Source organism: Cupriavidus sp. 8B, assembly GCF_054589115.1.
In genome coordinates, this window is the sequence record NZ_BAAILO010000301.1 from 3,059 (window position 1) to 26,671 (window position 23,613).

Annotated in this window: 21 protein-coding genes and 1 pseudogene; 10 read left to right on the top strand and 12 right to left on the bottom strand. The window is 61.7% G+C overall.

The annotated features are described in order from the left end of the window. Positions 1-9: 9 nt before the first annotated feature. Positions 10-1,149, bottom strand: a complete 1,140-nt coding sequence (locus ACYP5B_RS30455) for a transcriptional regulator domain-containing protein (protein ID WP_459572148.1) — start codon at positions 1,147-1,149, stop codon at positions 10-12. 32 nt (positions 1,150-1,181) lie between these two features. After that, positions 1,182-2,408, bottom strand: a complete 1,227-nt coding sequence (locus tag ACYP5B_RS30460) for a tyrosine-type recombinase/integrase (protein WP_459572149.1) — start codon at positions 2,406-2,408, stop codon at positions 1,182-1,184. A 168-nt stretch (positions 2,409-2,576) separates the two neighbouring features. On the opposite strand from ACYP5B_RS30460, the gene ACYP5B_RS30465 reads away from it, so the two are divergent. After that, entirely contained in the window at positions 2,577-3,014 is a 438-nt protein-coding gene (locus ACYP5B_RS30465; protein ID WP_459572150.1) for a winged helix-turn-helix domain-containing protein, read from the top strand. A gap of 344 nt (positions 3,015-3,358) precedes the next feature. Here the strand turns inward: ACYP5B_RS30465 and ACYP5B_RS30470 are convergent. Further along, a pseudogene (locus tag ACYP5B_RS30470) lies at positions 3,359-5,233 on the bottom strand (DNA topoisomerase III); the annotation flags it as partial. Between the two features lie 300 nt (positions 5,234-5,533). On the opposite strand from ACYP5B_RS30470, the gene recD2 reads away from it, so the two are divergent. Both recD2 and ACYP5B_RS30480 read left to right on the top strand, forming a co-directional pair. Further along, positions 5,534-7,720: an SF1B family DNA helicase RecD2 gene (gene recD2 / locus ACYP5B_RS30475; RefSeq protein ID WP_459572151.1), complete on the top strand. Its 2,187-nt coding sequence runs from the start codon at positions 5,534-5,536 to the stop codon at positions 7,718-7,720. A 27-nt stretch (positions 7,721-7,747) separates the two neighbouring features. Then, entirely contained in the window at positions 7,748-8,074 is a 327-nt protein-coding gene (locus ACYP5B_RS30480) for a TfoX/Sxy family protein (RefSeq protein ID WP_459572152.1), read from the top strand. Positions 8,075-8,338: 264 nt separating this feature from the next. Here the strand turns inward: ACYP5B_RS30480 and ACYP5B_RS30485 are convergent, their stop codons facing one another. The 8 genes from ACYP5B_RS30485 to ACYP5B_RS30520 form a co-directional block, all read right to left on the bottom strand. After that, complete coding sequence (locus ACYP5B_RS30485) at positions 8,339-8,983, bottom strand: riboflavin synthase (RefSeq protein ID WP_459572153.1); 645 nt, start codon at positions 8,981-8,983, stop codon at positions 8,339-8,341. Between the two features lie 74 nt (positions 8,984-9,057). Continuing rightward, on the bottom strand, positions 9,058-10,176 hold the full coding sequence (ribD, locus tag ACYP5B_RS30490; protein ID WP_267604008.1) for a bifunctional diaminohydroxyphosphoribosylaminopyrimidine deaminase/5-amino-6-(5-phosphoribosylamino)uracil reductase RibD: 1,119 nt from the start codon (positions 10,174-10,176) through the stop codon (positions 9,058-9,060). Positions 10,177-10,244: 68 nt separating this feature from the next. Further along, positions 10,245-10,817: a GspH/FimT family pseudopilin gene (locus tag ACYP5B_RS30495; protein ID WP_459572154.1), complete on the bottom strand. Its 573-nt coding sequence runs from the start codon at positions 10,815-10,817 to the stop codon at positions 10,245-10,247. A gap of 7 nt (positions 10,818-10,824) precedes the next feature. Further along, positions 10,825-11,274: a type IV pilin protein gene (locus ACYP5B_RS30500; protein WP_459572155.1), complete on the bottom strand. Its 450-nt coding sequence runs from the start codon at positions 11,272-11,274 to the stop codon at positions 10,825-10,827. A 125-nt stretch (positions 11,275-11,399) separates the two neighbouring features. Continuing rightward, positions 11,400-13,307, bottom strand: a complete 1,908-nt coding sequence (locus tag ACYP5B_RS30505) for a pilus assembly protein (RefSeq protein ID WP_459572156.1) — start codon at positions 13,305-13,307, stop codon at positions 11,400-11,402. A gap of 23 nt (positions 13,308-13,330) precedes the next feature. Then, on the bottom strand, positions 13,331-13,975 hold the full coding sequence (locus tag ACYP5B_RS30510) for a pilus assembly protein (RefSeq protein WP_459572157.1): 645 nt from the start codon (positions 13,973-13,975) through the stop codon (positions 13,331-13,333). Continuing rightward, positions 13,969-14,931, bottom strand: a complete 963-nt coding sequence (locus tag ACYP5B_RS30515) for a PilW family protein (RefSeq protein ID WP_459572158.1) — start codon at positions 14,929-14,931, stop codon at positions 13,969-13,971. The genes ACYP5B_RS30510 and ACYP5B_RS30515 overlap by 7 nt, the downstream gene beginning before the upstream one ends. Then, a complete protein-coding gene (locus ACYP5B_RS30520) occupies positions 14,928-15,296 on the bottom strand; it encodes a hypothetical protein (protein WP_459572159.1) in 369 nt (122 codons plus the stop codon). Before ACYP5B_RS30520 ends, ACYP5B_RS30515 begins: the two co-directional genes overlap by 4 nt. 966 nt (positions 15,297-16,262) lie before the next feature. On the opposite strand from ACYP5B_RS30520, the gene ACYP5B_RS30525 reads away from it, so the two are divergent. From ACYP5B_RS30525 to ACYP5B_RS30555, 7 genes are all read left to right on the top strand, one after another. Then, on the top strand, positions 16,263-16,694 hold the full coding sequence (locus ACYP5B_RS30525; RefSeq protein WP_459572160.1) for a hypothetical protein: 432 nt from the start codon (positions 16,263-16,265) through the stop codon (positions 16,692-16,694). Between the two features lie 29 nt (positions 16,695-16,723). Next, a complete protein-coding gene (locus ACYP5B_RS30530; protein ID WP_459572161.1) occupies positions 16,724-17,134 on the top strand; it encodes a type IV pilin protein in 411 nt (136 codons plus the stop codon). Positions 17,135-17,371: 237 nt separating this feature from the next. Then, entirely contained in the window at positions 17,372-17,659 is a 288-nt protein-coding gene (locus ACYP5B_RS30535) for a GspH/FimT family protein (protein ID WP_459572191.1), read from the top strand. Next, on the top strand, positions 17,653-18,240 hold the full coding sequence (gene pilV / locus ACYP5B_RS30540) for a type IV pilus modification protein PilV (protein ID WP_459572162.1): 588 nt from the start codon (positions 17,653-17,655) through the stop codon (positions 18,238-18,240). The genes ACYP5B_RS30535 and pilV overlap by 7 nt, the downstream gene beginning before the upstream one ends. Positions 18,241-18,280: 40 nt before the next feature. Next, positions 18,281-19,336: a PilW family protein gene (locus ACYP5B_RS30545; protein WP_459572163.1), complete on the top strand. Its 1,056-nt coding sequence runs from the start codon at positions 18,281-18,283 to the stop codon at positions 19,334-19,336. Next, positions 19,333-19,887 carry a hypothetical protein gene (locus ACYP5B_RS30550; RefSeq protein WP_459572164.1) on the top strand — a complete coding sequence of 185 codons (555 nt, stop codon included), beginning with the start codon at positions 19,333-19,335 and terminating at the stop codon, positions 19,885-19,887. Before ACYP5B_RS30545 ends, ACYP5B_RS30550 begins: the two co-directional genes overlap by 4 nt. Before the next feature lie 14 nt (positions 19,888-19,901). Next, positions 19,902-22,883, top strand: a complete 2,982-nt coding sequence (locus tag ACYP5B_RS30555) for a pilus assembly protein (RefSeq protein ID WP_459572165.1) — start codon at positions 19,902-19,904, stop codon at positions 22,881-22,883. A gap of 122 nt (positions 22,884-23,005) precedes the next feature. Here the strand turns inward: ACYP5B_RS30555 and nrdR are convergent, their stop codons facing one another. Beyond that, positions 23,006-23,479 carry a transcriptional regulator NrdR gene (gene nrdR / locus ACYP5B_RS30560; RefSeq protein WP_459572166.1) on the bottom strand — a complete coding sequence of 158 codons (474 nt, stop codon included), beginning with the start codon at positions 23,477-23,479 and terminating at the stop codon, positions 23,006-23,008. Positions 23,480-23,613 lie beyond the last annotated feature (134 nt).

The following is a 23,613-nucleotide window of genomic DNA, read 5'->3' on the forward strand; positions in this document are numbered from 1 at the left end:
CCCTGGGGGCTAGGGTGCTCCGAGCGAAAGCTGCGCGTGTATGAGCCACTTGTAGAGTCGCTGGACCATGGCGAATGCTAGTGGCAAATGCGCATTCGCCATGCCCTCGTAGAAGTTATACATCCAGCGCGGAAACCTTGCGCTTGCTGGGTATACGCCAACATCTTTGGCGACCTGATCTGCCAGGAGAAGGTCGTGAGGGTCGAAATCGCCAGGGGGCATGTGGCGGGCCAGTACGAGCAGCGCCTTCAGGTAGCTGTTGCCCTGGGGTGCAGCTGCGGCGCGGGTGGGGATGCTGTCGGGGAAGCGATCAGGCCAAAGGTTTTTGGGCATCGATTTCCGCTTGAGCTGCAGATGAATGCTGCGCAACTGCCTGCGGCATTCGTCAATCTCCATTCCGATGGGGCCGAGCGTGTCAATGCCCACGGTGCGCCAGAGTTTCCCTGGTTCTTCGAGTTCAGGGGCTGCTGCGGCACGTGCCCCGGTGAACGTCACGCGGGAAAACACGTCCTCATAGGTAACGGGTTTGATGATGGTGGTGGGCACATCCGTTGTCTGGCTGTCTTTCTGCCAGAACTTGCGATGCATCCTGGCAAGCGTCCTTAACGCCGAGATTTGCCCGTCTGGCGGCACGCTGCAGTCGAGCGCGACCCAAATGATCCGTTCGGGGTGAGGGGTGTCGCAGTGTTGGACGAGTTTGGGTTTCCCATACCCGAATGGCGTTTCGTCCACGGCTAGGCGCGGATATGGGAGAGGGCGTTGCGGCCCGGTTCGGATTTGGCCCAGCCCGGTTGCCCCGACATCTACCAGGCGGGGGTCCTCCTGAACGACTCGCTTCAGGGGAAAGAACCATGATCCACCGTCGGTCAGCTCGGGCAACTTTTCATGCACGGGATCAAGCCACGCGGCTAGACCGAAGTCTCGTGTGCAAATGCTGCCTGAGGCTGTCGCCAGTCGCACATTGGATGCATCTGCAAGATGGCTTTTGATTGCGTTTAGTGCTTCTTCGCTGATGCCTACCTCGCTAGCGCGGCGATAGGCATCCTGATACTCGCTATTCAACCGCAGAAACTGCCAAGCCCAGTCGTCCGGCGTGAATCGCTTCTCCACCTCTGTAAGTGCAAACAGTTCCTCACTACTCGTACTCATGCCGATATCCATCGTTGAATGTTGACAGCAGTCTAACCGATAGCTTCGGCCACTTTTCGGGGCAGTGGAACCCATACACTATTTGCCGAGGCGGTTGGAGGGTCAATGAAATCGGCCCACATCTGCATCATGGCGATGCGCTCCGGCATGTAGTCGGCGTGATTGTAGGCGGCGCGAATGCGGTTGCGCTCGGCGTGGGCCAACTGCCGCTCGATTACGTCGGCCCGAACGCCACGATTGTTGAGCCAGGTACTCGCCGTGGCGCGCAGGCCATGCGGGGAGAATCGGTCGCCATAGCCCATTCGCTTGAATACGACGTTAGGCGTGGAAAGACTCATCGGCTTTTCGGTGCTGCTATTGCTGGGGAACAGGAACTTCGATCCGAACGACAGGGGCCGCAGTTGGGCGAGTGCTTCCAATGCCTGCCGGCTGAGGGGTACGACGTGTGCATCGCGCATCTTCATGCGTTCCGGCGGGATGGTCCACGTCGCACGTTGGAGGTCGAATTCCGACCAGCACGCCTGCGCGATCTCTGCCTTGCGTACAAACGTGAGCAACATGAGCAAGATGCAGAGCTTGGTGCTGATCGAGCCAGGATCAGCGTCGAGCCGTTCGACAAATTCATGTATTTCACCTTCACGCAACGGTTGGTGACTGACTTGGGCGGGGAGATCGGCCCAGCCTTTCAGCATGCGCGCTGGGTTGGCCTGAATCTTGAGTTTGCGCATGCCGTGGTCAAAGACCTGAATTGCGGTTTGCCGCGCACGCTCTGCTGTTCTGACGCCGCGCTCGGCTTTCGATTTTTCGAGCACGCACAACATGAGCGTGGCGTCGATTTGGTCTAGAGGCAACATGCCAAGGTGGGGATTCAGGTCGCGGCGCAGGTACAGGCTGTGGGCTTCACGCCAGACATCGGAGCGTTGGGCTTCCTTGCCGTCAAACCAGTGCTGTGCCGTAGCTTCGAAGGTGTCGCCGAACGAGGTTTCAAGTGCTAGCTTTCGAAGTCGCTTGTCGATGGCCGGATTGATGCCGTTGGCCAGCTGTTTCTTAGCTTCGCGTTGGCGTTCTCGCGCTTCGGCAAGCCCGATGGTGGGATATAGGCCGAACGTGATGGTGTAGCGCCGTGAGCCGTGCCGGTAGTCATAGCGCCAGGACTTCGCCTTGCGGGAAACAAGTAGGTAGAGTCCGCCGCCGTCTGCCAGTTTCTGAGGCCGTGCGTCTGGCTTGATGCTGTCTATTTTCTTGGTGCTCAGGATCATGATGGGATTCGATATAGAGTTGCTCGACACCATCAAACATACCGGCGCATGCTACTGGTCGTCCATTACGGTATAACTTTGTGGAATCGCGAGGTTTTAACTAAATAGATGACAACCGGCTCGCTCTCACGTGCGTTAATTGAGGCGTGAGGAACTCGAGCACCTGGCATGGCGACGAAGCACTACAAGAGGGATCTGAGCGAAATGGAGCAGCGCCGGCGCAAAGGCATACGCATGCTGGCGAAAGGCGTTTCGCAGGCGGACGTGGCGCGCGAGCTCGAGGTCAGCCGGCAGACGGCATCAAGCTGGGCGAGGAAGTTGGCAGACGATCCAGAAGCGTGGCGTCGCCAACCATTGGGGCGTCCCAGCGGACTGGGCGAAGCGCAGAAGAGGGCACTTGCCAAAGCATTGTCGGCCGGCACAAAGGCGAATGGCTTTCCTGGCGACCGTTGGACTTTGGTGTTAGTGGCGCAGTTGGTCGAACGTAAGTTTGGCTTGTCATACAGCACCGTTGGCATTTGGCGCGTGCTGCGCGAGATGGGCAACCCATGGCGGCTATGGACTGGCCGGGGGCCGCTGCGACGAGGTTCGGGGGTGTCTGTATAGGTCAGGTGCCGGCCAACGGCTCAGGTCGGCCAGGAAGGGGCATTCACCGACGGAGCCTAGGACGGCAGTTTTTCGGCCTTTGCGTACCCTATGCCGGAAACGTGGTCGCGACCGACAGTTCACGCTAAGGGTCGAGATCGGCCTGCACTGCTACGTTTTTCTCCACGACCCACTCGCACCCATAGGGAAATGTGTGGGCGGCATGCTTTCGGCGGCCAGCATCGGTCATGACCGAACTCACCGTAACTTGGTATTGGCCATCGCCCTGATCAACCAGGGATGAGCGGCTTTCTGGATCGCTTTCCGGTAGCGGCCTTGGGCGTGCCCACCCTGCGTTTCTTCTTCGAGGACGCGCCGCCACGACCGGCAGGGCTCGCCGGTCCGGTGATGGTCAGGCGCTGGCCGGCGCAACGATCCACCAGCTTGCTCATCCAGGCCGACTGCTTGGCGACGAAGTCCTCCAGGCTCATCTCGCCGCTCTGCACCATGTCCAGCGCCTGCTCCCAGATGGCGGTGGTGCCAGGGTCGGCGATTGCGCGAGGAACGGCGTCGATCAGGCTGAAGGCTGCCGGGCTGGCAGCCAATGCTTTGCCCTGCTTGATCAGATAGCCGCGGTCCAGCAATCCTTGAATGATCCCGGCACGAGTCGCCTCGGTGCCGATACCGGTAGTGTCCTTGAGCTTCTGCTTGAGGCGGGGATCGTCTACCAGCTTAGCGACGTTCTTCATCGCTTTGATCAGATCGCCCTCGGTGAACGGCTTGGGCGGCTGAGTCCATAGATCCTTCTGCTTCACGTCCGCAACTGCGCAATCCTGCCCCTCAGCCAGGGCCGGCAGTGTTTGTGCTGGAGGCGTTTCGCGACCACCTTTCGCCGGCGTCAGGGCTTCAGGCAGTGCGCGCCTCCAGCCGGTTTCGACGATCACCTTGCCAACTGCGCGCAGCGCCTGCCCGGCGCAGTCGAAGTCCGCCTGGGTTCGATCATATTCGTGGTTCGGCAGGAACTGCGCGAGATAGCGCGCACGTATCAATGTATAGACGGCCCGCTGTTTGCCCACCAAGCGTCCAGGGTCTACCGCTGCGGCAGTAGGGATGATGCCGTGGTGGGCACTAACATTCGCGTCGTTCCAGGCCCGCGAGCGGCGCTGCGGCTCTACATGTTTCAGCAGGTCGGCCAGACCTGGATCGGCACGCCCCAAGGCAGCCAGTATCGCAGGCGCCTCGCTGTGCTGGCTCAGCGGCAGGTAGCCGCAATCGCTGCGCGGATACGTGATGGCTTTGTGGGTTTCATAGAGCGCCTGGGCAATATCCAGGGTTTCCTGGGCGCCAAGGCAGAGCTTCTTAGAACACACTTCCTGCAGGGTACCCAAATCGAACGGCAACGGTGGCGCCTCCCGCATACGCTCGGTACGCAGCCTGACAACCCTGGCGCTGGCGGCGTTGAGCATGACTCGTGCAGCCTTCTGGGCCAGCGTCTGGTTCAGGCAGCGCCCGTGTTCGTCGCAAGCGTCTTCCGATGCGCGCCACTGGGCGGTGAAGGACGTGCCGTTGTTGAGTAGCTGTACTTCGATGGCCCAATATGGGATCGGTACAAAATCGGCAATGCTGCGGTCGCGGTCCACGACCAGGCGCAGCGTCGGTGTCTGTACGCGGCCCACCGGCAGTACGCCCTGATAACCTGACTGGCGCCCCAGCAGGGTGAACAGCCGGCTCATGTTCATGCCGATCAACCAGTCGGCGCGGGAACGGCCAAGCGCCGCCTGGTAGAGGTTGAACGTCTCGGCGCCGAGCTTGAGCGCCGCCAGTGCCTTCCGGATCGACGCATCGTCCAGGGCAGACAGCCAGAGTCGCTGGATCGGTCCGCGATACCGGCAATACTCCACCAACTCGCGGGCGATCATCTCACCCTCCCGGTCGGCGTCAGTGGCAATGACCAACTCATGGGCTTCACCGAGCAGGCGCTTGACGACCTTGAACTGGCTGGCGGTCTTGGATTTGACCAACATCTTCCAATGTTCCGGCACGATGGGCAGATCGTTCAGGTCCCAGCGTTTATAGCGGGCGTCGTAGGCGTCCGGCGGGGCGGTTTCCAGCAGGTGACCTATGCACCAGGTCACCGTCACATTCGCTCCGAGCCAGCAACCATCTCCACGCCGGGTGGCCTGAAGCATTCTGGCAATGTCCTTGGCCTGGGAAGGTTTTTCACACAGGAAGAGCCGCATAGCCCCTATCATTCATTGTCGCGAGGGTGCAAAGCATGTGCGGAAATGGGGGCTCATGCAATCTTTATGTGCATAGAAATAAGGGGGGATCCATTCCAAGTGGCGCTACCCATCATGATCAAGCGATATGCCTTGCGCCGCCCGCGGATGCGGTCAAGGGGGGCTTTGGGGTAAAACCTGCGTCTGAGAAAGGGAGCTGAACAGGCTGCAACGCACAAGGGGCGAATATCGCAGCGTTACGCGGTAGGATGCCAGTCCCGTCAGCATTTCGGCCGCGAGATAACACGCCGCGCCTCGTTCATGTCAGCAAGTTCACCCAATACCGCCACCAAGCCCGAACTGGATCGCCTCGCAGGACTGGTCGAGCGCGTCACGTTCCACAACGCCGACAGCGGTTTCTGCGTCCTGCGCCTGAAGGTCAAAGGCGAGCGTGAACTCATCACCATGGTTGGGCATACCCCGACCGTAGCGCCAGGAGAGTATGCCTCTGCGTCGGGTACGTGGGTAACGGATCGCGAGCACGGCAGGCAGTTCAAGGCGGTATTCGTAAAAATTTCGCCACCGAACACGCTGACCGGAATTGAGCGGTATCTTGGGTCCGGCATGGTCAAGGGTATTGGTCCGGTGTACGCCGGTCGACTGGTCAAATCCTTTGGTGCAGCGGTGTTCGACGTCATCGAACAAACTCCTGCGCGACTTCGGGAAGTCGCTGGAATTGGGGAAATCCGCGCCAAAAAGATCACCTCAGGCTGGGCCGATCAGAAGATCATTCGCGAGATCATGATCTTTCTGCATGGTAATGGGGTTTCGACGTCGCGAGCCGTACGCATCTTCAAAACGTATGGGCAAGACGCAATTGCTGTCGTCACGGAAAATCCTTACCGATTGGCCAGTGACATTCGTGGTATCGGATTCCTGTCGGCCGATACCATCGCCCAAAAGATCGGTATTGCACGTGACTCGCCGCTGCGGGCGCGGGCAGGCGTCTCCTACGCGTTGTCAGAAGCGGCCGGAGAAGGGCACTGTGGCCTGCCGAGGGAGCAGCTCGTGTCGCTTGCCGTGAAGCTGCTCGAAATCCCAAAACCTATCATTGAGGATGCGATCGACGAGGAACTGGCAGAGGAAGTCGTGATCGCGGACACCGTTGACGGCGTTCCAAGCGTCTTCCTGGCGCCGCTGTACAACGCCGAGCGCTCCATCGTCGCGCAGGTCAAACGCCTAGCGTCCGGATCGCCGCCGTGGAGCGCATTTGATGCCGATAAGGCCATCCCGTGGGTTGAGCAGAAGCTCGTCATTGAATTGGCCGATAGCCAGAAGCAGGCAATCCGTCTGGCCTTGTCGTCAAAGTTGTTGGTTATTACCGGCGGTCCCGGTGTGGGCAAGACGACACTGGTCAATTCGATCTTGACGATACTGCGTGCAAAACAGGTGAAGGCGCTGCTGTGCGCGCCTACTGGAAGGGCGGCCAAGCGGTTGTCGGAATCTACTGGGCTCGAGGCGAAGACCATCCACCGGCTGCTTGAAATCAACCCAGCCAATGGGCAATTCAAGCGAAATGAGGAGTCGCCGCTGGAATGTGATCTATTGGTGGCGGACGAGTGTTCGATGGTTGACGTGCCGTTGGCGAACCAGTTGCTCAAGGCCGTGGCGTCCACCACAGCGATGATCTTCGCCGGCGATGTGGATCAACTGCCGTCGGTTGGCCCCGGGCAAGTTCTCGCGGATTTGATCGAATCGGGCGCGGTGCCTGTCGTGCGCCTGACTGAGGTGTTTCGGCAGGCTGCCACTTCGCGCATCGTCCGAAGCGCCCACCAGATCAACCAAGGGCTGTTCCCAGGCTTGCCGGAAAAAGGCGAAGAGTCGGATTTCTATTTTGTGCCGGCCGATGAACCTGAAGCGATTGCCCAGACCGTTGTAGACCTGGTCAAGACCCGACTACCCAGAAAATTCCATCTGGACCCGGTACGCGATATTCAGGTGCTGTGCCCGATGAATCGCAGTCTCACCGGAGCTCGCGGCATCAACCAACTGCTGCAGGAGGCGCTGAACCCGCCTGGTGAGCACAGCATAGAGAAGTTCGGCTATCGCTTCAGCGTTGCCGACAAGGTCATGCAGATCGAGAACAATTATGACAAGGATGTCTATAACGGCGACATCGGGTTCGTGACCCACATAGACCCGGATGAGCAGGAATTGACCGCGACCTTTGATGATCATGTCGTCACTTACGCCTTTGGCGAACTGGATGAATTGGTGTTGTGTTACGCGACGACCATCCACAAATCGCAGGGATCGGAGTACCCGGTTGTGGTGATTCCCGTCTCGACGCAGCACTACATGATGCTCAAGCGGAATCTGATCTACACCGGCATCACGCGCGGCAAGCGCCTCGTTGTATTGGTCGGGCAGAAGCGTGCTCTGGCGATTGCGGTCAAGGGGAAGCAGACAGAAAGGCGCTGGTCGAAACTTGCTGAATGGTTGCGTTAGGCGGCAGATTCACCCGCCGGAGCGCAAGTGGCATTCGATGCAACACGCCATCGCATCCGCCGGCTACTCGCCCAAGTGGTTGGCATCGCCGAGAAGAGCCGGTTCGGTGGGTTGGCGTTCCTGGCCAACGGCAACATGTGCGTTGGCATGCACGGCTCCGACCTCTTCGTGCGCAGCGATCCCTCGCGGATCGACGGCGCCTTGAAGATGCTTGGTGCGCACATTTTCAACGTCGCTGGTCTGGCCGCCAATAGAGGACAGGCTTCTCGTGTCGCCGTCCACTTCCACACTGGTAGAGAAGAAGGCTCTAGCCGCCTGGGAGCGGAAGTGTCAATGACTGTCGCGGGATGCTGATTGTGCCACTCACGGTGTCATGGCGGAAATGTAGTGCCGAGAGGCGATGGAGCAACATTAGCCCCAGCAGACAGCGCAGTGCTGAACTGTGACCGATCTCAATATTGGTGCGGGTTAGCGGGCGACGGCAGGGCTGGTTTCCGGCGTTGTGACGGTATACTTCAGTTGGGGGCCTCAGTATACCGTCAAGTATACCGTCACGAGGTGTGAGCTTCCGGTGACGTAGCTGGCTTTTGATAGACGGTGATTTTAAAGAAATGTCAATCAAATCAACGGCTTATTTTCTTCACGAGACGTCGATAGCATCCGCTCCACGTACCGCGCGATCAGGTCGATCTCCAGGTTCACGCGCGCGCCGGGCTTCAGATCCTGCAGCGTGGTGACTTCGATGGTGTGGGGGATCAGGTTGATCGAGAACGTGCAACCGTCTTCGTCGTCGATGACCTTGTTGACCGTCAGCGACACGCCGTTGACCACCACGGACCCCTTGTAGGCCAGGTAGCGTCCCAGCTCGCGCGGGGCGCGCACGCGCAGTTCATGGGACTCGCCCACCGGCGCGAAGTGCGTGACTTCGCCAAGCCCGTCGACATGGCCCGAGACCAGGTGGCCGCCGAGGCGGTCGGCCAGGGTCAGCGCCTTCTCCAGGTTGACCCGGCCGGGCTTGTCCAGGCCAGCGGTCTTGTCGAGCGATTCGCGGGAGACATCGACGTCGAAGGCGTCGCCGTCCAGCGCGATGACCGTCATGCAGGCACCCTGGATGGCGATGCTGTCGCCAAGGATGACATCGGACAGGTCCAGCCCGCTGGCACGGATGCGCAGGCGCACACCGGCATCGGCTGCGGCTTCGCTGGCGCCCAGCGGGGAAACGGTTTCGATGCGGCCGACGGCCGCGACAATGCCAGTGAACATGATCGATGCGTGATGCGATGGGAAAACACGCATGCTAGCAGGTGTGGAGCCGATTCGTTTTTACCGGCAGGCGATCAGACGTGATCGGCGCGGCGCGCGATCAGGCGCAGGTCTTCGCCGATCATGCGCACATCGTGCCAGCGGAAGGCCGCGGCATCCTGCAGCCGCGCCAGGGGCGGCAACTGGAACATGCCTTGCGCGTCGCCCAGCAGCTTGGGCGCCAGGTAGATCAGCAGCTCGTCGGCGCAATGCTCGCGGATCAGCGATCCGTTGAGCTTGAAGCCGGCTTCCACGTGCAGCTCGTTGACGCCGCGCCGGCCGAGCTCTTCCAGCATGTGGCGCAATTCCACCTTGCCGTGCGGATTGGGCAGCACCACCACTTCCGCGCCGCGGGCTTCCAGGGCGCGCCGGCGCGCCGTATCGTCAAAGGCGCAGAACACCAGCACCGGCTTGGCAAAGTCCCCGGTGTCCGGCGTCAGCAGGCGCGCGTCCAGGGGAATCTCCAGCCGGGAATCCACCACCACGCGCTGGGGCTGGCGCGGCGTGTCCACGGCACGCACATTGAGCTGCGGGTTGTCGTCTCGCACGGTGCCGATGCCGGTCAGGATGGCGCTGGCGCGCGCACGCCAGGCGTGGCCGTCGTCGCGCGCCGCCTGGCCGGTAATCCACTGGCTACTGCCGTCGTGCAGCGCGGTGCCGCCGTCGAGCGAGGCGGCCACCTTGACACGCACCCAGGGCAGGCCGCGCGTCATCCGATTGACAAAGCCGATGTTGAGCTCGCGTGCTTCTTTTTCGAGCAGGCCGCAGCGCACGTCCACGCCGGCTTCGCGCAGCCGCTGCAAGCCACGGCCGGAAACCGTCGGGTTCGGGTCTTCCATGGCCGCCACCACGCGCGCGATGCCGGCGCGCACCAGCGCGTCCGCGCAGGGCGGCGTCCGGCCAAAATGGCTGCAGGGCTCGAGCGTGACAAAGGCCGTGGCACCCTTGGGATCGTTCCCGCGCGCCGCGGCATCCTTGAGCGCCTGGATCTCGGCGTGATCCTGCCCGGCGGGTTGGGTGAAGCCCTGGCCGATGATCTTGCCGTCCTTGGACAAAACGCAGCCAACGCGCGGGTTGGGCGTGGTGGTGTACATGCCACGCTCGGCGAGCGCGAGAGCCTGTGCCATGGCTGCGTGGTCGGTATCGGAGAACATGAGGCCTGGTGCTTCCTGCCGCGCGGGCGGTGAGTTGATGCGTTGGATACGGTTTCAGTCTTCTGGTGTCAGGGCGGCGCGGACTGTGCGAGGTCGCCGCAATCGGCATCCTGCCCCGGCGTGCACAGACGGACGCGGCCGTGAGCACCGAGCCTTAGCTGCCGCTGTTCGCCCTGGCAGGAAACGGTGAAGGTGGCAGCGAGGAACCCGCCTTGCTCTGAGCGAGAGTATCCCACAGCTGTCATGCGCAGCGTATTGCTGCCTTGCGTGGTGGAGCGCAGGGCAATGCGCAGGCAGGCGTTGCGCAGTTCGACGACCGCAAGCAAGCCGGCATCGTCCTGGCCAGGCTCGCCCCCTGGCGCCAGTGCCAGGCGCCAGCCATGATCCAGCGACGAGGCGCCCGGCAAGGGCGTCAGTATCACGTCGGATCGCCGGGCCACGGCGGCGGAGCGTGCCACCGCCAGCGAGCCGGCCAGGCGGTCTGCCGCCAGCATCACCTGCTGGCGCGCTTGCAAGCGCTGCCAGGACGGGAAAGCCAGCGCTGCCAGGATGGCCAGCACGGCCAAGCAGGTCAGCAGCTCGGCAAGCGTTGCGCCGCGACGCGAATGCCGGCGCCAGTGCCGGTGCCAGATCCGACGCATGGCCGCCTCAGCACGCCTGGGGCAGCGGCACCGGCTCCGCGGCAAAGGCGGGCTGCGCAAGCCACTCGCCGGTACTGCGCAGTATCAGCGTGCCGCATGACGCATCCGGCGTCAGCGGCACGGCACGCAGCTCCACGCAATGCGCCAGCCCGCTGCCCGGGCAGGCGCTGGCGTTGATCCAATGACGCGGGCGCGCCGCTTGGGCGGGCACCGGCTGCGGCCACTTGCCGGCCACCGTGGCGCCGCCCGGCTGGGCGGCGAAGCTCATGGTGGCGAGCGCGTGGCGCTCCAGGTCCAGCATCACGCCGATCAGTGCGCTGCGCGCCTCGGCGCGCCAGGCTCGTTCCATGTGCTGATGCCAGGCGGGTACGGCCATCGCCGCGAGGATGGCAAGCACCGCGAGTGTGATCAGCAGTTCGAGCAGGGTGAAGCCGCATGGGCGAGGGCAAGGTGTCATGAATCGGATTCCGTTGCACCGCCGGTTCCGTTTCCCGAGCGGGCGCGCGCTCCTGGCGGTTGGTTGGGGTGCACGCGACAGTGGGCACTGCTCATGCGCCGGTGGTGCGTTGGGAGCAAGGCAGACTATGGCGAGCCGGAACGGATCAGTTCGCGCCAGCGCAGCCGGCCGGTGCGCCGGCTGGCAACGGTGCGGTTGTGCGGCACGGCACGGCCGTCTTCCAGGGACCACATGGTGAGCGCGAATGCTTCGCGCGAACTGGCGCCAGGCTGCGGCGATCGCACGGGCGGCAGCAGCGCGCGGCCAAGCACCACGGTCGCGCCGGCACCTGCGGCAAGTCCGGTCGTCGCATGGACGAGAGGCCCGCCGGCCTGATCGCTTGTGGTGGACTCGCCGCTCAGCGCGTGGACCATGTAGATGCGCTGGCGCGCATCGGGCGTGCGGGTCACGAAGCCCAGGTAGCCTGGATCGGCGGGGAGGGTGCGGTCGAGCCGCTCGTCGGGATTGGGCAGGCGCAGGTGCCAGCCTGCCGCGTCCTGGCAGTCCGGCCGGCACGGCTGCCGGCGCAACACCACGCCGCTTTCCCTGGCCTGGGCCACGATGCGCCCGGGCTGGCGGCTGGTTTTGCCTGTGTCGGCAAGGGTGGCGCTGTCGAACACGGCCGTGACGTGGTTGCCGCTACCGTACACAACCAGGTGGCCTTCGCGGGCGCTGACGATGACGGGCGCCGGAACCGAAGCCGCCGCTGTGCCGCCTGGCGGCGGCAGGCGCGGGCTTAGGGTCTGGCCCTGCACGCGATGCATGCAGCGAACCCGGCTTTCGCTGTCGTGCCATGGCGGCTCGCCGCGCAGGTCGAAGCGCCAGAGCCGACCGGCGGCATCCACTGCATATGCCGCCACGGCCGCGCCTGAGAAGTCCGGCAGGATGGTTGCAGCCAGCAATGGGGGGTAGGCGCCATCGGTCCCGCAGCCGCTGGCGGGCAAGTGCAGTTGCGACACCGCGTAGCGCCCCTCCCAGCTTGCGCGGGCGGGTTTGTCCAGCGGCAGCAGGGCAAGGCCCGCCTGACGGCTAGGCCGGCCACGTGGCATCTTGTCGGACTGGCTCTCGTCTCCCGGCACGGCAGCCATTGCCACCATGGCATACCAGCGCTGCCCCTCGCGCGTGCCTAGCGCCAACGCACGGATGGGCCCGGCAGGTGCCAGGGGAAACGCGTCGGACGCTTTGGCTTCCCAGAGCAGGTTTAGTGGTGGCTGCGCCGCGGTGTTCGTGATGTCGAGCGCGAACACGCCCGCCTGCGCAGCTTGCCCGGCATGCTGGCTTTCGTCCGGCATGCTGGCCGGAATGCCGCAAAGCAAAACAGTACGCCAGCGCTCGGGTTCGAGCGCGACATCGGCTGCTTCAGGGAAGGGGCAAGGCACTACGGGCGGTGCTCGTGCGGCTTGCGCCGCCTGGACCAGCAAGGTACCCGGCAGGTAAGCCAGCACTTCCTCGCCGGACCCGGCGTCGAAGGCGTGCAGAAGGCCGTCGCGCGTGCCCATCCAGACCAGCGCCCGACGCGCGCCGTGCCTCGTGGCGAATGCTGCGTGTCCTGGCCGGCCCGGGATCCAGGCGGGTGGCGGCACCAGGACAGGCGATGCGCTGCCTGGATGCCCCAGCTGTGCAAGCCGTTGGCGGCTGTGGCCATCGGGACGGTCATGGAAGCCGGCACGCTCCCGCAGTTTGCGCGTCGAAGCCGCCAGGGCGTCCAATCGCAACGGCGCCAGATAAGACGGCGCGCCGTCTGCGTCATCGCGAGCAGTAAATAGCTGGCGCGAATCGGGTTCGCGCATATCGAGCAGTGCGCCTGCTTCCCAGGCGGGCTGGCGCCATGACTGCATTGCTGCCCGGTCTCCTGGCGGGAGCGCCAGCGCCAACAGGCGACCGCTCCAGGGATGGTCGCCCGGCCCGGCGATATAACTAAGCTGGACTGGCGCGGCGGCGGCGCCCTGCACTGCACCGGGGTACGACGGCAGGGCGCAGAGGGTGATCAGCACTGCACAACACCGTGAGGCGAGCGTTATGGCTGGAACTCGCTCTGCAGCAGCCTGCGCACCGCCGCGTCGCGCCCCGTGCCCAGCGCCGTGATGCGAAAGCGCATCCGTAGGCTCGTGCCCACGGCATAGTCGGGACCCAATTGTTCGCCAGGCGGGCGCTCGTGCAGCAATTCCACTACGTAGCGCGGCATGCCGATTGCGCCGACCGCACCCGGAGGCAATGTCGGCAAGGACGCGCCGCTGAAGCTGCCGAGCGCGATACCGGTGACGTCATCCTGCCGGCGCGAATCGAGCCAGTCTACCCACGGCGGCGGGACGTTCGCGGCAGGCCGGCACAGGCCGCGTTGGGCGCCACTTCCACACTGGCCGGGCGGCGGCCAGGCGGCAAGGCGCGCATTGGCACCGGGCGCGCCGGCGCGGAGCGCGTCCAGCAATTCTGCTTCGGCATCGATTAGCGCCGTCTCCGCCGCGCGGAAGGCGATTTCGCGCTCGAGCTGGTAGGCCGTCACCTGCCGACTGAAGAGCAGGAAGTGCAGGCCCGCCAATGTGGTGGCTGCCACAAGCAGAAGCATCACGGCGGTTAGCAGGAGCGTTGTACTTCCGCCGGCGCGGCGCTGGAGGGCAACGCGTCGGGTGAGCCGACAAGGCTCCGACGCCGGATTCAGCATAGCGTCTCCTCGCACGGACCGGCATTGCGCAGGCGCACGGATGCCGAGAACACCCGACGTATCAAGGCAGGCCGGGCAGGGGCCTCGAACACGAGGTCGTCGGCAGGCGTGCTTGCGCCGCCATGCGCGCTGGATGCGCGTGGCGGGAACAAGATGAGCGCCGTGGCTGCCGCTGCCCGTGGCAGCGGGCGCTCGCCACGCAGCACCAGCACCACCTGCACAGCCAGCACCCCGCGCCACGCCGCATCTCCCCTGGCACGCAGTTCCTCGGCGCGCAGGAAGGCATCGGCCTTGCCGTCACCATCGGTATCGATGCCGTAGCGCAGCTGCATTGTTTCCACGCCGCGCACTAGTGCACCGGAAGTCCAGTTGTTGTCCAGTACCCGTCCATCGCGCCGGCTGGGGTAGCGGCACAGTAGTTGCGGCTCGCCATCGGTGCCAGTGCCCACATAGAGCAGGTTGGTGCCAACGTAGGCTCTGGTGCCACCGGCAAGCGCGCTGCCTACGATCGCGGCGGGGAGCGCATAGCCGCTGCAGTCGATCATGGTCTGGTCGGGCAGCGCCGCATCGTGCGCCCGCCCGCTGCCACTGAAGCGCACCAGCAGGGCGTCACTGGCATTGATGCCACGGCGCGCGCAAGTGGGCATTGCGGCGATGCCTGGCTGGCCGCAATCGTCGCGCCCGGCCAGAGCCGGTGATGCATTGGCCGGGACGGCCGCACCATGCCAGCCGCCATGCCGGATCAGATGGGTGATGATGCTGAGCGCGCGTTGACCGCGTTCCTCCAGCAGTACCAGGTCGACAGTGGCGCGATAGGCGAGCTGTACCGCATGGAAGGCCGATGCGGCTAGCGCGCTCACCAGCAGGCCCAGCGCCAGCCCGAGCATCAGCTCGACCAGCGAAAAGCCCTGGGCACCGGCTTTGGCCGGCTTGCCGCGCGTGGCATTGACATTCATGGCCGAACCCAGAGCGCAATCACCCGCAGCGCAGACTGACTGCCCAGGCCGCCGGGATGAACCGAGGCGGGCCGCAGGGGCCCGACGACTGCCAGCCGCGATCCCGCTACGCATCCGGATAAGCCATGTTCGGCACCCATCGAAGCGACGGACTGGCACAGCTGGAGCTGATGCGGGCCGATGCCGCTTGCCTGCTCCGTAGACAGGGCTAGTCCCGGGTCTTCCAGCTCTGCCAGTTCCGCGGCCGCGCGCGTGGCGTGGCCCAGGACTTCATATTGACGCAGGGCGCCCAGTGCGACAGGCGCGAGCGTGGCAAGGGGAAGCAAGCCGATGCCTAGGACCGCTAGGGCGGTGAGGGATTCCATCAGGACGTAGCCGCGATAGCATCGCCCGGGCCTGGAATAAGCCGCGCGATAAAAACGCGTTCGTCGTGCCGGCAGTGGCATGGCAACCTCGCATGGAAGACGGGATGCCAGAAGATAGCCGGATTGATGATCTGGAAATGTTCCAGATGGTGGAGATCGCGTGAAAATTTGCTAAAGATTGGGCGCAGGCTTAATTTGAGCGCGAACTAGTTCGCGCCTAGCCTAATGTTGCATTCCCTGGCGCAAGCCACCAGGGTGGCTGCTGAGTTGGCGGACCCGGAGGATATGAGCCTGCCTCTATCCCTGCTTCATATGAAAAGAGGTCCGCCGCGCGCAGTTCCAGCTCTGCCGGAAATGCCTGAGCTTCTTGCTCGCGCGACCACTGCGGCCTGGTGGGTCCCAGCGACGTCAGCGGCAGCAGGCCAACGCCGACTACCGCCAGAGATCTTGGGGCTTCGATCAGCACCTAGCCGAGTTCGGCATGGGGTGCGGGGCGAACTAAGTGCTGTCTTGCCAGGCCGCACGGCCAAGGATGTGCCAATGGTGGTCCGATACGGTCGGGAAGCGGGCGGGAACGGCGACATGGCTCGCTCGTTAAGGGCGGCATGTCGATAGCCATACACGCGCAGCACATATGTTCCCGGTTGTGAAGGCCGCTGGGGAGCGCTGTGGTCATGATCCAACATTCAAGGGTTCATGTGCCAGTATTGACACTTCTTCGTATAGTTCCTACCATGGTAGGGTAGCAAAATTATAAGATTTCACTTATTAGTAAGCGAGGCTGGCCGCGTGCCAACTGTGAGATCAGCCGGCGCAAATCAGGAGAATTTTCGGGTAAGGGTAGGGCGCTTCCACCGCAGAGTGGAATGCCAAGACTCGTATAACGAATTAGCGGGGTCAATATGAACAGGGTCATCACCAGCATCTTGCGGTTCCCGTCACCAGTCTGTCATCGGCATCGCTGACATGCCTGCGCTGGCCCGCAAATACGCGACCGCGCCCCGCCGCTCGACACCAAGCAATATCCGCCAAGTCCTTGACGGTGGCTTGTGCGAGATGCGCGCCGCCGCCGGCTCGCGCCAGTTCAGGCGGATCGGACTGACGGCGAGTGCGATCATCATCGACATCCCGGTCGTTATGCCCTCTATACGCTACGCGATCCATGCACTGCGTAGCAATCGGATCAGCGTCACCTGCCAGACGGCCGCAATCCGCGCCGAGGAGGTATTGCCCGGGCCAACGAACCGGTGCGGCAATTGGCGCCCTCGCAATTTAATTCCATGGATGCCCCCGACTCGATTCTGCCGACGACAATCAAAAGGTGCTTTGAAATCCTTTGCTGCTCGCAATGAAGGCCTCTTGTCGATCTGCGATGCTGGACTGCCCAATAAAGACTAGGGCCGGGTTTATGAAAAAATGAGACTGTCATGGCAAGCACGAGACTTGGAACTGCCCGCAGGCAAAGCGGTTTTACCTTGGTTGAATTGATGATAACGGTCGCTATCGTAGGCATATTGGCATCGATTGCTTATCCTTCGTATATCAGTTATCTGGTTAAAGGCAGACGATCATCCGCGCAAGCCAGCCTGATGGATATCGCCCAGCGGCAGCAGCAGTATTTGCTTGATGCCAGGAGCTACGCGTCAAGTCTGGCTACGCTTAATGTAACGCCGCCGACTGATGTTTCCACCTACTACACCATCACCATTGCAGTTACCGCCGGGCCACCTCCCACCTTTACCGCCACTGCAACGCCCGTAGCGGGAACTTCCCAGGCGAGCGACGTCACCCTGAGTATCAACAACGCGGGTGCGAAGACACCTGCCAACACCTGGTAGGGTGCCGCCATGGACATTAGCTGTCACCGTCAACCACGTTGCCCCCGTGCGGCGGGGAAGCGTTGGCGCAGCGTTGCAGGATTCACGCTGACTGAGTTGATGGTGGCCGTTGCCATTGCCGGCATATTGGCCGCGCTCGCCGCTCCCTCGTTTTCCAGCTTGATTGCAAGCCAGCGCGCAAAAGGCGTTGCTTCAGAGCTGTTCGCAACGTTGTCGAGAACACGCAGCGAGGCAATCATGCGCAACGCGAACGTGACTTTGTCGCCCAAGACGGGCGGCTGGCAAAACGGCTGGCAGATACTTGACCCATCCAATGCGGCCAATGTTCTGGATGATCGCGGTACCACCAGCGGCGCGACCGTTACCGGCCCTGCCAATGTCGTTTACCGTGCATCGGGGCGGCTCCAGGCGGGCGCCGCGCCATCATTCGTCATTTCGACCGTGGCCGGCTCAACCACCAATTACCAGTGTGTGTCGGTTGACCTGAATGGTCGTCCCTATATGTTGGCGGCTTCGTCATGCTGAAATCCCGACGGCTTCAAAACAAAAACCAGCAGGGCGTTACCTTATTGGAGGTGCTGGTAGCTATCCTCATCCTGACCTTTGGCTTGCTCGGTTTTGCAGGCTTGCTGAGCAAGGTTTATCTCGCCGAGCTCGAGTCCTACCAGCGCGCCCAGGCGATTGTGGTGCTCTCGGACATGACCGAGCGCATCAGTGCCAATCGCTCGCAGGCCGCAAGCTACGTATCCGCCAGCCCCATCGGGACGGGGGATAGCCAACCCGCTTCCTGTACCGGCATAGCGGTAGGACCCAATCGTGATCTTTGCGAATGGAGCAACGCCCTCAAAGGAGCGAGTGAGCAAAAATCATCCGCCAACGTTGGAGCCATGTTGGGTGCCCGGGGTTGCATCACGCAAGTACAAGCGCCCGACCCAACCTCAGGTGTCTGTACCCCTGGTATCTATCTTGTGGGCGTCGCGTGGCAGGGGATGAACCATACGGCAGCGCCCGCCACCAGTTGTGGCCAGGGATTATTCGGTACCGACGACGCCTATCGCCGCGTCATTTCTTCGCAAATCACTGTCGGCTTGCCTTCATGTTTATGATTTCTCGGCTATTTCGCCATGATTTTGGATGGCAGCTACCATGACCGTCAGGAAAAAAATAGCGCGAAGTGGTTACACAATCATCGAAATGATGGTGGCGATAACGCTCGGTCTGCTTATCGTGGCTGGCCTCGCCACGCTCTTTGATACCAATAGCCGGGCCCGCAACGAGATCGAGCGAGCCAATCAGCAGGTCGAAAATGGTCGCTACGCCATGCAGTTACTCACTGACGACCTCAGGAACGCCGGCTACCTCGCCGAGTTCAATCCACTTCTTCTGGCAACGCCGGCAACAAAACCGGACCCCTGCGCGACCGCACTGACGACGCTGAAAGTCGCTTTGCCGATCGCTGTGCAAGGCTACGACAATGGCGCAATCGTCCCAACTTGTTTGAGTGACGTACGCACGGGAACCGATATCGTCGTGATACGCCGTGCCAGTACTTGCGCTGTCGGCGATACGGACTGCGACGCCCTTGTCGCCGGTGTTCCCTATTTCCAGGCTTCCGGCTGCAGTAGCGCAACGGAACTGGCATCGGCCAGTGTCGCCAACTATTACACTCTTGACACAAATAGCGCCAACCTTACCCTGCATCAAAAGGACTGCAATCCCCCGACTACGCCAGGAACCCAGGCCCCTTACCACCAATATCGCACGCACATTTATTTCATTGCCAACAACGACAAGAGCGGGGACGGCATCCCCACGCTCAAGCGTGCGGAGCTTGGCGCGACGGGCTTCACTATCGTTCCTTTGGTAGAGGGCATCGAGAATCTGCAAATCGAGTATGGCATCGATACCGCCGCACCAAGCACGGGCGTTCCGGCCGTGTTTACTCCTGACCCGGATAGCTACAACAGCTGCACGGGGGTGACCTGCGTCGGTTACTGGCGGAACACGGTCGCCGCGAAGGTCAATCTACTGGCGCGCAACACCACACGCACCGCAGGTTATAGCGACGGCAAGACTTATTCCTTGGGACTGAAGGTAGATGGCACCGCCAATAGTGTCGGTCCGTTTAACGATGCATACAAGCGCCATGCTTATGAAGCTACGGTGCGGTTGAACAACACGGCCGGCAGGAATACGCCATGAAATCGGTGTCATCTCAGCAACGTGGCGTCACCTTGTTGGTGAGCCTGATCATGTTGATTCTGATCATGCTGCTTGCAGTCACGTCCTTCCGGCTCGCCAAGGGTAACTTGCAGGTTGTCGGCAATATGCAGCAACGGAACCAGGCACTCTCTGCCGCCCAGGGCGCGATCGAACAGGTTATCAGTAGCACCCAGTTCACCACTACGCCCGCGAATGCAATACCTAAGCCCTGTGGCGCTGTGCCAAACACCACATGCATCGACGTCAATGGTGATGGGGTGACAGACGTGACAGTCGCTGTTGCATCGAAATGCATCTCGGCTCAAGTAACACCCAATGCCGCGCTTGATTTTACCAATGCCAACGATGCCGGTTGCCTGGTTGGCGCCGATCAGGACTTTGGTGTGGTCGGGGCTGCCAGCAACAACTCCATGTGTGCGACTACTTTATGGGATGTCCAGGCGGCTGCCACCGACTCCCTCAGCAACACCCAATATACCGTCAGCCAGGGTATCGCCTTGCGGGTATCGGCCACCACCGTTTGTCCCTAATCCGAGAAATTATCGTGAATAGTTTCCGCCTACTAAAATTTCTAGCACTCATCCTCTATTGCTGCCTCGGGCTCGCGCCGTTGCGGGGAATGGCTGACGATATCGATATTTTCATCGGTTCCTCAGGGGGGAGCGCGAGCGCTCCCAAGGTCATGATCTTCCTGGATAATTCGGTTGGCGACCTGTTCGCGGCCAAGGCTGATGCCATCAGTTACGTTCTGGGTACCATCACCTCGACGACGCCGATCGATGTTGGGCTGGCCATGTGGAGTCCCGGGGCTTCGCCCAAAGGAGCCTATGTTCGCTTTGCACCGAGAGACATGAGCAATGCAACTAACCGGACAGCGCTGCAGAATATATTAGCCCTCATAAAGGCGAAAAATGAGTACAAAGAAGGCATAAAGAACGAGCCAGAAGCATTTTATGAGATGTACAAATATTATTCTGGGCTCGCGCCTTATGCGGGTGGCCTGTCCTCCAAAAATCCGAATGCCGACGCGAGCGGAAACAGCGGGACCTATGCCGGTGCCACGGCTGTCGGCCAGGGCCTGACGTCGGGATTCGCGTTCAATGGGGATGGTACATATAACAGCACAAGTACGAATTGCGGCAGAAGTTACATCATTTATATCGCCGCTAACAACAATTACCAAGCCCAGGATATTTATGGCGCGCAGAAGTACGAGAGCCTCAGCTCGGGGCCTGCGCTGCCGCCCTCCTCGCTTGCAAGCTTTTGGGGCGATGAATGGACTCACTTTCTCTATGCCAACCCGAGTCCCCAGATCGTCACCTATGTGCTGGATGCTGCCTCACCCGGTAATTCGGATCCCACTTACACCTCAATTTTGCAGGCTGAGGCCAAGCAAGGTGGTGGAACCTGGCAATATGTCACTAGCCAGACGCAGATCGTCAATGCGTTGTTGAAGATTTTCGCCGAAATTCAGGGGATCAATTCAACCTTTGCTTCGGCCAGCCTGCCGGTCAATACCACCAACCGGGCGCTGGACAAGAACCAGGTATTTATCCCCATGTTCCGTCCGGACCCGGATGCCAAGCCGCGCTGGATGGGGAATCTGAAGCAATATCAATTGATCACCGTGGGAAGCGACACTGAACTCGGTGACAACTCAAGCCCGCCGCAACCGGCAGTAAGCACGCAAACAGGTTTTCCGACTGACTGCGCGACTAGCTTCTGGACAACGGATTCCGGCACCTACTGGCAGAATGTGCCCGAGACCCCCATCCCGGCGGGGAAGTGTCCTAACACTTCGTACAACAAGTATTCGGACGCTCCCGATGGGCCATTCGTGGAAAAAGGCGGAGTCGCGGAAGTCATCCGAAAGGGCAATAACACGACCCCGGCCGGGGGGGTCAATCGTACCATTTACACTCAATCCGGCACGGCATTGACCACCTTCAATACGACGAGCTCGGGTCTAACGGCAAATCTTGTTAGCTTTATTCAAGGGCAGGATGTGAACGATGAGAACGGAAACACTAACACGACAGAAACCCGGCCATCCCTGCACGGTGATTCCATTCATTCGCGGCCGCTCCCCATCGATTACGGCGGCACCACCGGCGTCACCACTTACTATGGATCCAACGACGGCATGCTCCGGGCCATAAACGCTGCGACTGGCGCAGAGCGTTGGGCATTCGTCGCTCCCGAGTTTTTCAGCAGGTTCCAGCGCTTGATGGATAATAGTCCGCTGGTCAACTACCCCAACATGCCAAGCGGGATAACACCGACGCCTACGGCCAAGGACTATTACTTTGACGGGTCGATCGGTGTCTATCAAACCGCTAATAATTCCAGTGTCTTGATCTATCCCACCATGCGCCGCGGGGGACGGATGATCTACGCGCTGGATGTCACCAATCCGGCTTCGCCCGCCTTCAAATGGAAAGTCGGTTGCCCGAATCTGACCAACGATACGGGTTGCACGACCGGGATGAGTGGTATCGGCCAGACCTGGTCCATGCCCAAGGTCGCATCTTCTGTCCTGGGCTATACGGGGCCCGTTCTGATCGTTGGCGGTGGCTACGACGGCTGCGAGGATGCGAATCAGGCGACACCGGCCTGCACCAGCCCGAAGGGAGCCGGCGTCTATGTGCTTGACGCGAATACTGGGGCACTTATCAAGTCCTTCGGCACCACGCGCAGCGTGGCAGCCGACGTGTCCCTGGTCGCCGTTGCTACCGCCGGCGTGGTCGACCACGCCTACGCAGTCGACACCGGGGGCAATATCTATCGCATCGACTTCGCGTCGCAAGTCAGCAATTGGACCATCAATCGCGTCGCCTACACCAATGGTTCAGGCCGTAAGTTTCTTTTTGCCCCGGCACTGCTGCCGGCACCAGGCGGAAAGATTTACTTGGCCGTCGGTTCGGGCGACCGTGAGCACCCATTGCAAAGCCAATACCCTTATTCTGGCGTCACCAATCGCTTTTACGTGTACCTGGATAATCTTGCCGCGACCAGCGCGAACAACCTCGACGACGCCAGTATCATGAGCGATTTCACCGCCGGTGCCACTTGTAGCGATGCGGGCATTCTGCCTGCATCAAGTAGGAAAGGCTGGTTCATGAACCTGAATCAGAGCGGAGTCGGAGAGCAAACCGTCACATCCGCTCTCATCGCCGCAGGCATGATTTCTTTCAGTACCAATCGCCCTATTCCAGCCGTGGCGGGTAGTTGCTCCACAACGCTGGGCCAGGCACGCGGATACTGGGTCAATCTGTTCAACGGGTCCGGTGCCATTGGGGTTACGGGGGCTTGCGGGGGAGACAGGTCAGCCATCTTCGTCGGCGGCGGCCTGCCACCTTCTCCGATGATTGGCACAGTGCCGATTAACGGAGTAGCTACTACGGTGGTCATCGGCGCGGCCCAGCGCTCTGGTGCTGCAAGCACACCCATTTCACCCCAAAAAGTGGGTCCAGCCATTATTCCAAAGCGCAAAACGATCTACTGGAAATCCTCTGGGGAAAACTGAAGATGGCTCAAGATTTCGGCTAAACGGGTTGACTTTCCCCGTATCGCAGCCGATCGATCAATACGATCCCTCGGCTGCCTGTTGGTGTGGCCGGGCGCGGCAGTTGGCGATGCGCCTTGAGGTTACGGCTGCCGCTCGCGCGGCCCGGTCCCCGAAAACTCATCCAGCATGTCGCGGAATTCCGACACGTCCTCAAAGCTCCGATACACCGAAGCAAACCGGATATACGCAATCTTGTCGAGCCGGCGCAGCTCGCGCATGACCAGTTCCCCGACCTGGCTGCTGGGGATTTCCTTCTCGCCGAGGGCGAGCAGTTTCTCTTCGATGCGGGTGATGGAGGCGTCGATGGCTTCAGCCGAGACCGGGCGCTTGCGCAATGCCAGGCGCATCGAGTCCTTCAGCTTGTCACGGGTGTAGTCCGCGCGCGAGCCGTTTTTCTTGACGATGGCGGGGAAGAACAGCTCGATCCGCTCATAGGTGGTGAAGCGGCGGTCGCAGGATTCGCAGCGGCGGCGGCGGCGCACAGTATCGCCTTCTTCCGACATGCGCGTGTCCAGGACCTGGGTGTTGGAATGGGCGCAAAAGGGGCATTTCATGCCTGACCACCTCGAAGTTTGAGCCGGGGCGCGTGCTGCGCGTGCAGCGTCTTGTCATTTTGTGTCGCGCCGGGCCGGGTTGGCAAGGCCCGCCGGCGGCGCTGGCGGGCCGCGGCGGGCTGCCGGGCCCCCGC

Excerpts from the sequence above, each read along its gene's own strand:
- ACYP5B_RS30520 (WP_459572159.1), bottom strand. The coding sequence starts at position 15,296 with ATGGAATCCCTCACCGCCCTAGCGGTCCTAGGCATCGGCTTGCTTCCC.
- ACYP5B_RS30550 (WP_459572164.1), top strand. The coding sequence starts at position 19,333 with ATGAAATCGGTGTCATCTCAGCAACGTGGCGTCACCTTGTTGGTGAGC.
- ribD (WP_267604008.1), bottom strand. The coding sequence starts at position 10,176 with ATGTTCTCCGATACCGACCACGCAGCCATGGCACAGGCTCTCGCGCTC.
- ACYP5B_RS30510 (WP_459572157.1), bottom strand. The coding sequence starts at position 13,975 with ATGCTGAATCCGGCGTCGGAGCCTTGTCGGCTCACCCGACGCGTTGCC.
- ACYP5B_RS30500 (WP_459572155.1), bottom strand. The coding sequence starts at position 11,274 with ATGACACCTTGCCCTCGCCCATGCGGCTTCACCCTGCTCGAACTGCTG.
- ACYP5B_RS30485 (WP_459572153.1), bottom strand. The coding sequence starts at position 8,983 with ATGTTCACTGGCATTGTCGCGGCCGTCGGCCGCATCGAAACCGTTTCC.
- ACYP5B_RS30460 (WP_459572149.1), bottom strand. The coding sequence starts at position 2,408 with ATGATCCTGAGCACCAAGAAAATAGACAGCATCAAGCCAGACGCACGG.
- ACYP5B_RS30535 (WP_459572191.1), top strand. The coding sequence starts at position 17,372 with ATGCGCAACGCGAACGTGACTTTGTCGCCCAAGACGGGCGGCTGGCAA.
- ACYP5B_RS30455 (WP_459572148.1), bottom strand. The coding sequence starts at position 1,149 with ATGAGTACGAGTAGTGAGGAACTGTTTGCACTTACAGAGGTGGAGAAG.
- recD2 (WP_459572151.1), top strand. The coding sequence starts at position 5,534 with ATGTCAGCAAGTTCACCCAATACCGCCACCAAGCCCGAACTGGATCGC.
- ACYP5B_RS30545 (WP_459572163.1), top strand. The coding sequence starts at position 18,281 with ATGACCGTCAGGAAAAAAATAGCGCGAAGTGGTTACACAATCATCGAA.
- ACYP5B_RS30465 (WP_459572150.1), top strand. The coding sequence starts at position 2,577 with ATGGCGACGAAGCACTACAAGAGGGATCTGAGCGAAATGGAGCAGCGC.
- ACYP5B_RS30515 (WP_459572158.1), bottom strand. The coding sequence starts at position 14,931 with ATGAATGTCAATGCCACGCGCGGCAAGCCGGCCAAAGCCGGTGCCCAG.
- ACYP5B_RS30495 (WP_459572154.1), bottom strand. The coding sequence starts at position 10,817 with ATGCGTCGGATCTGGCACCGGCACTGGCGCCGGCATTCGCGTCGCGGC.
- nrdR (WP_459572166.1), bottom strand. The coding sequence starts at position 23,479 with ATGAAATGCCCCTTTTGCGCCCATTCCAACACCCAGGTCCTGGACACG.
- pilV (WP_459572162.1), top strand. The coding sequence starts at position 17,653 with ATGCTGAAATCCCGACGGCTTCAAAACAAAAACCAGCAGGGCGTTACC.
- ACYP5B_RS30530 (WP_459572161.1), top strand. The coding sequence starts at position 16,724 with ATGGCAAGCACGAGACTTGGAACTGCCCGCAGGCAAAGCGGTTTTACC.
- ACYP5B_RS30525 (WP_459572160.1), top strand. The coding sequence starts at position 16,263 with ATGCCTGCGCTGGCCCGCAAATACGCGACCGCGCCCCGCCGCTCGACA.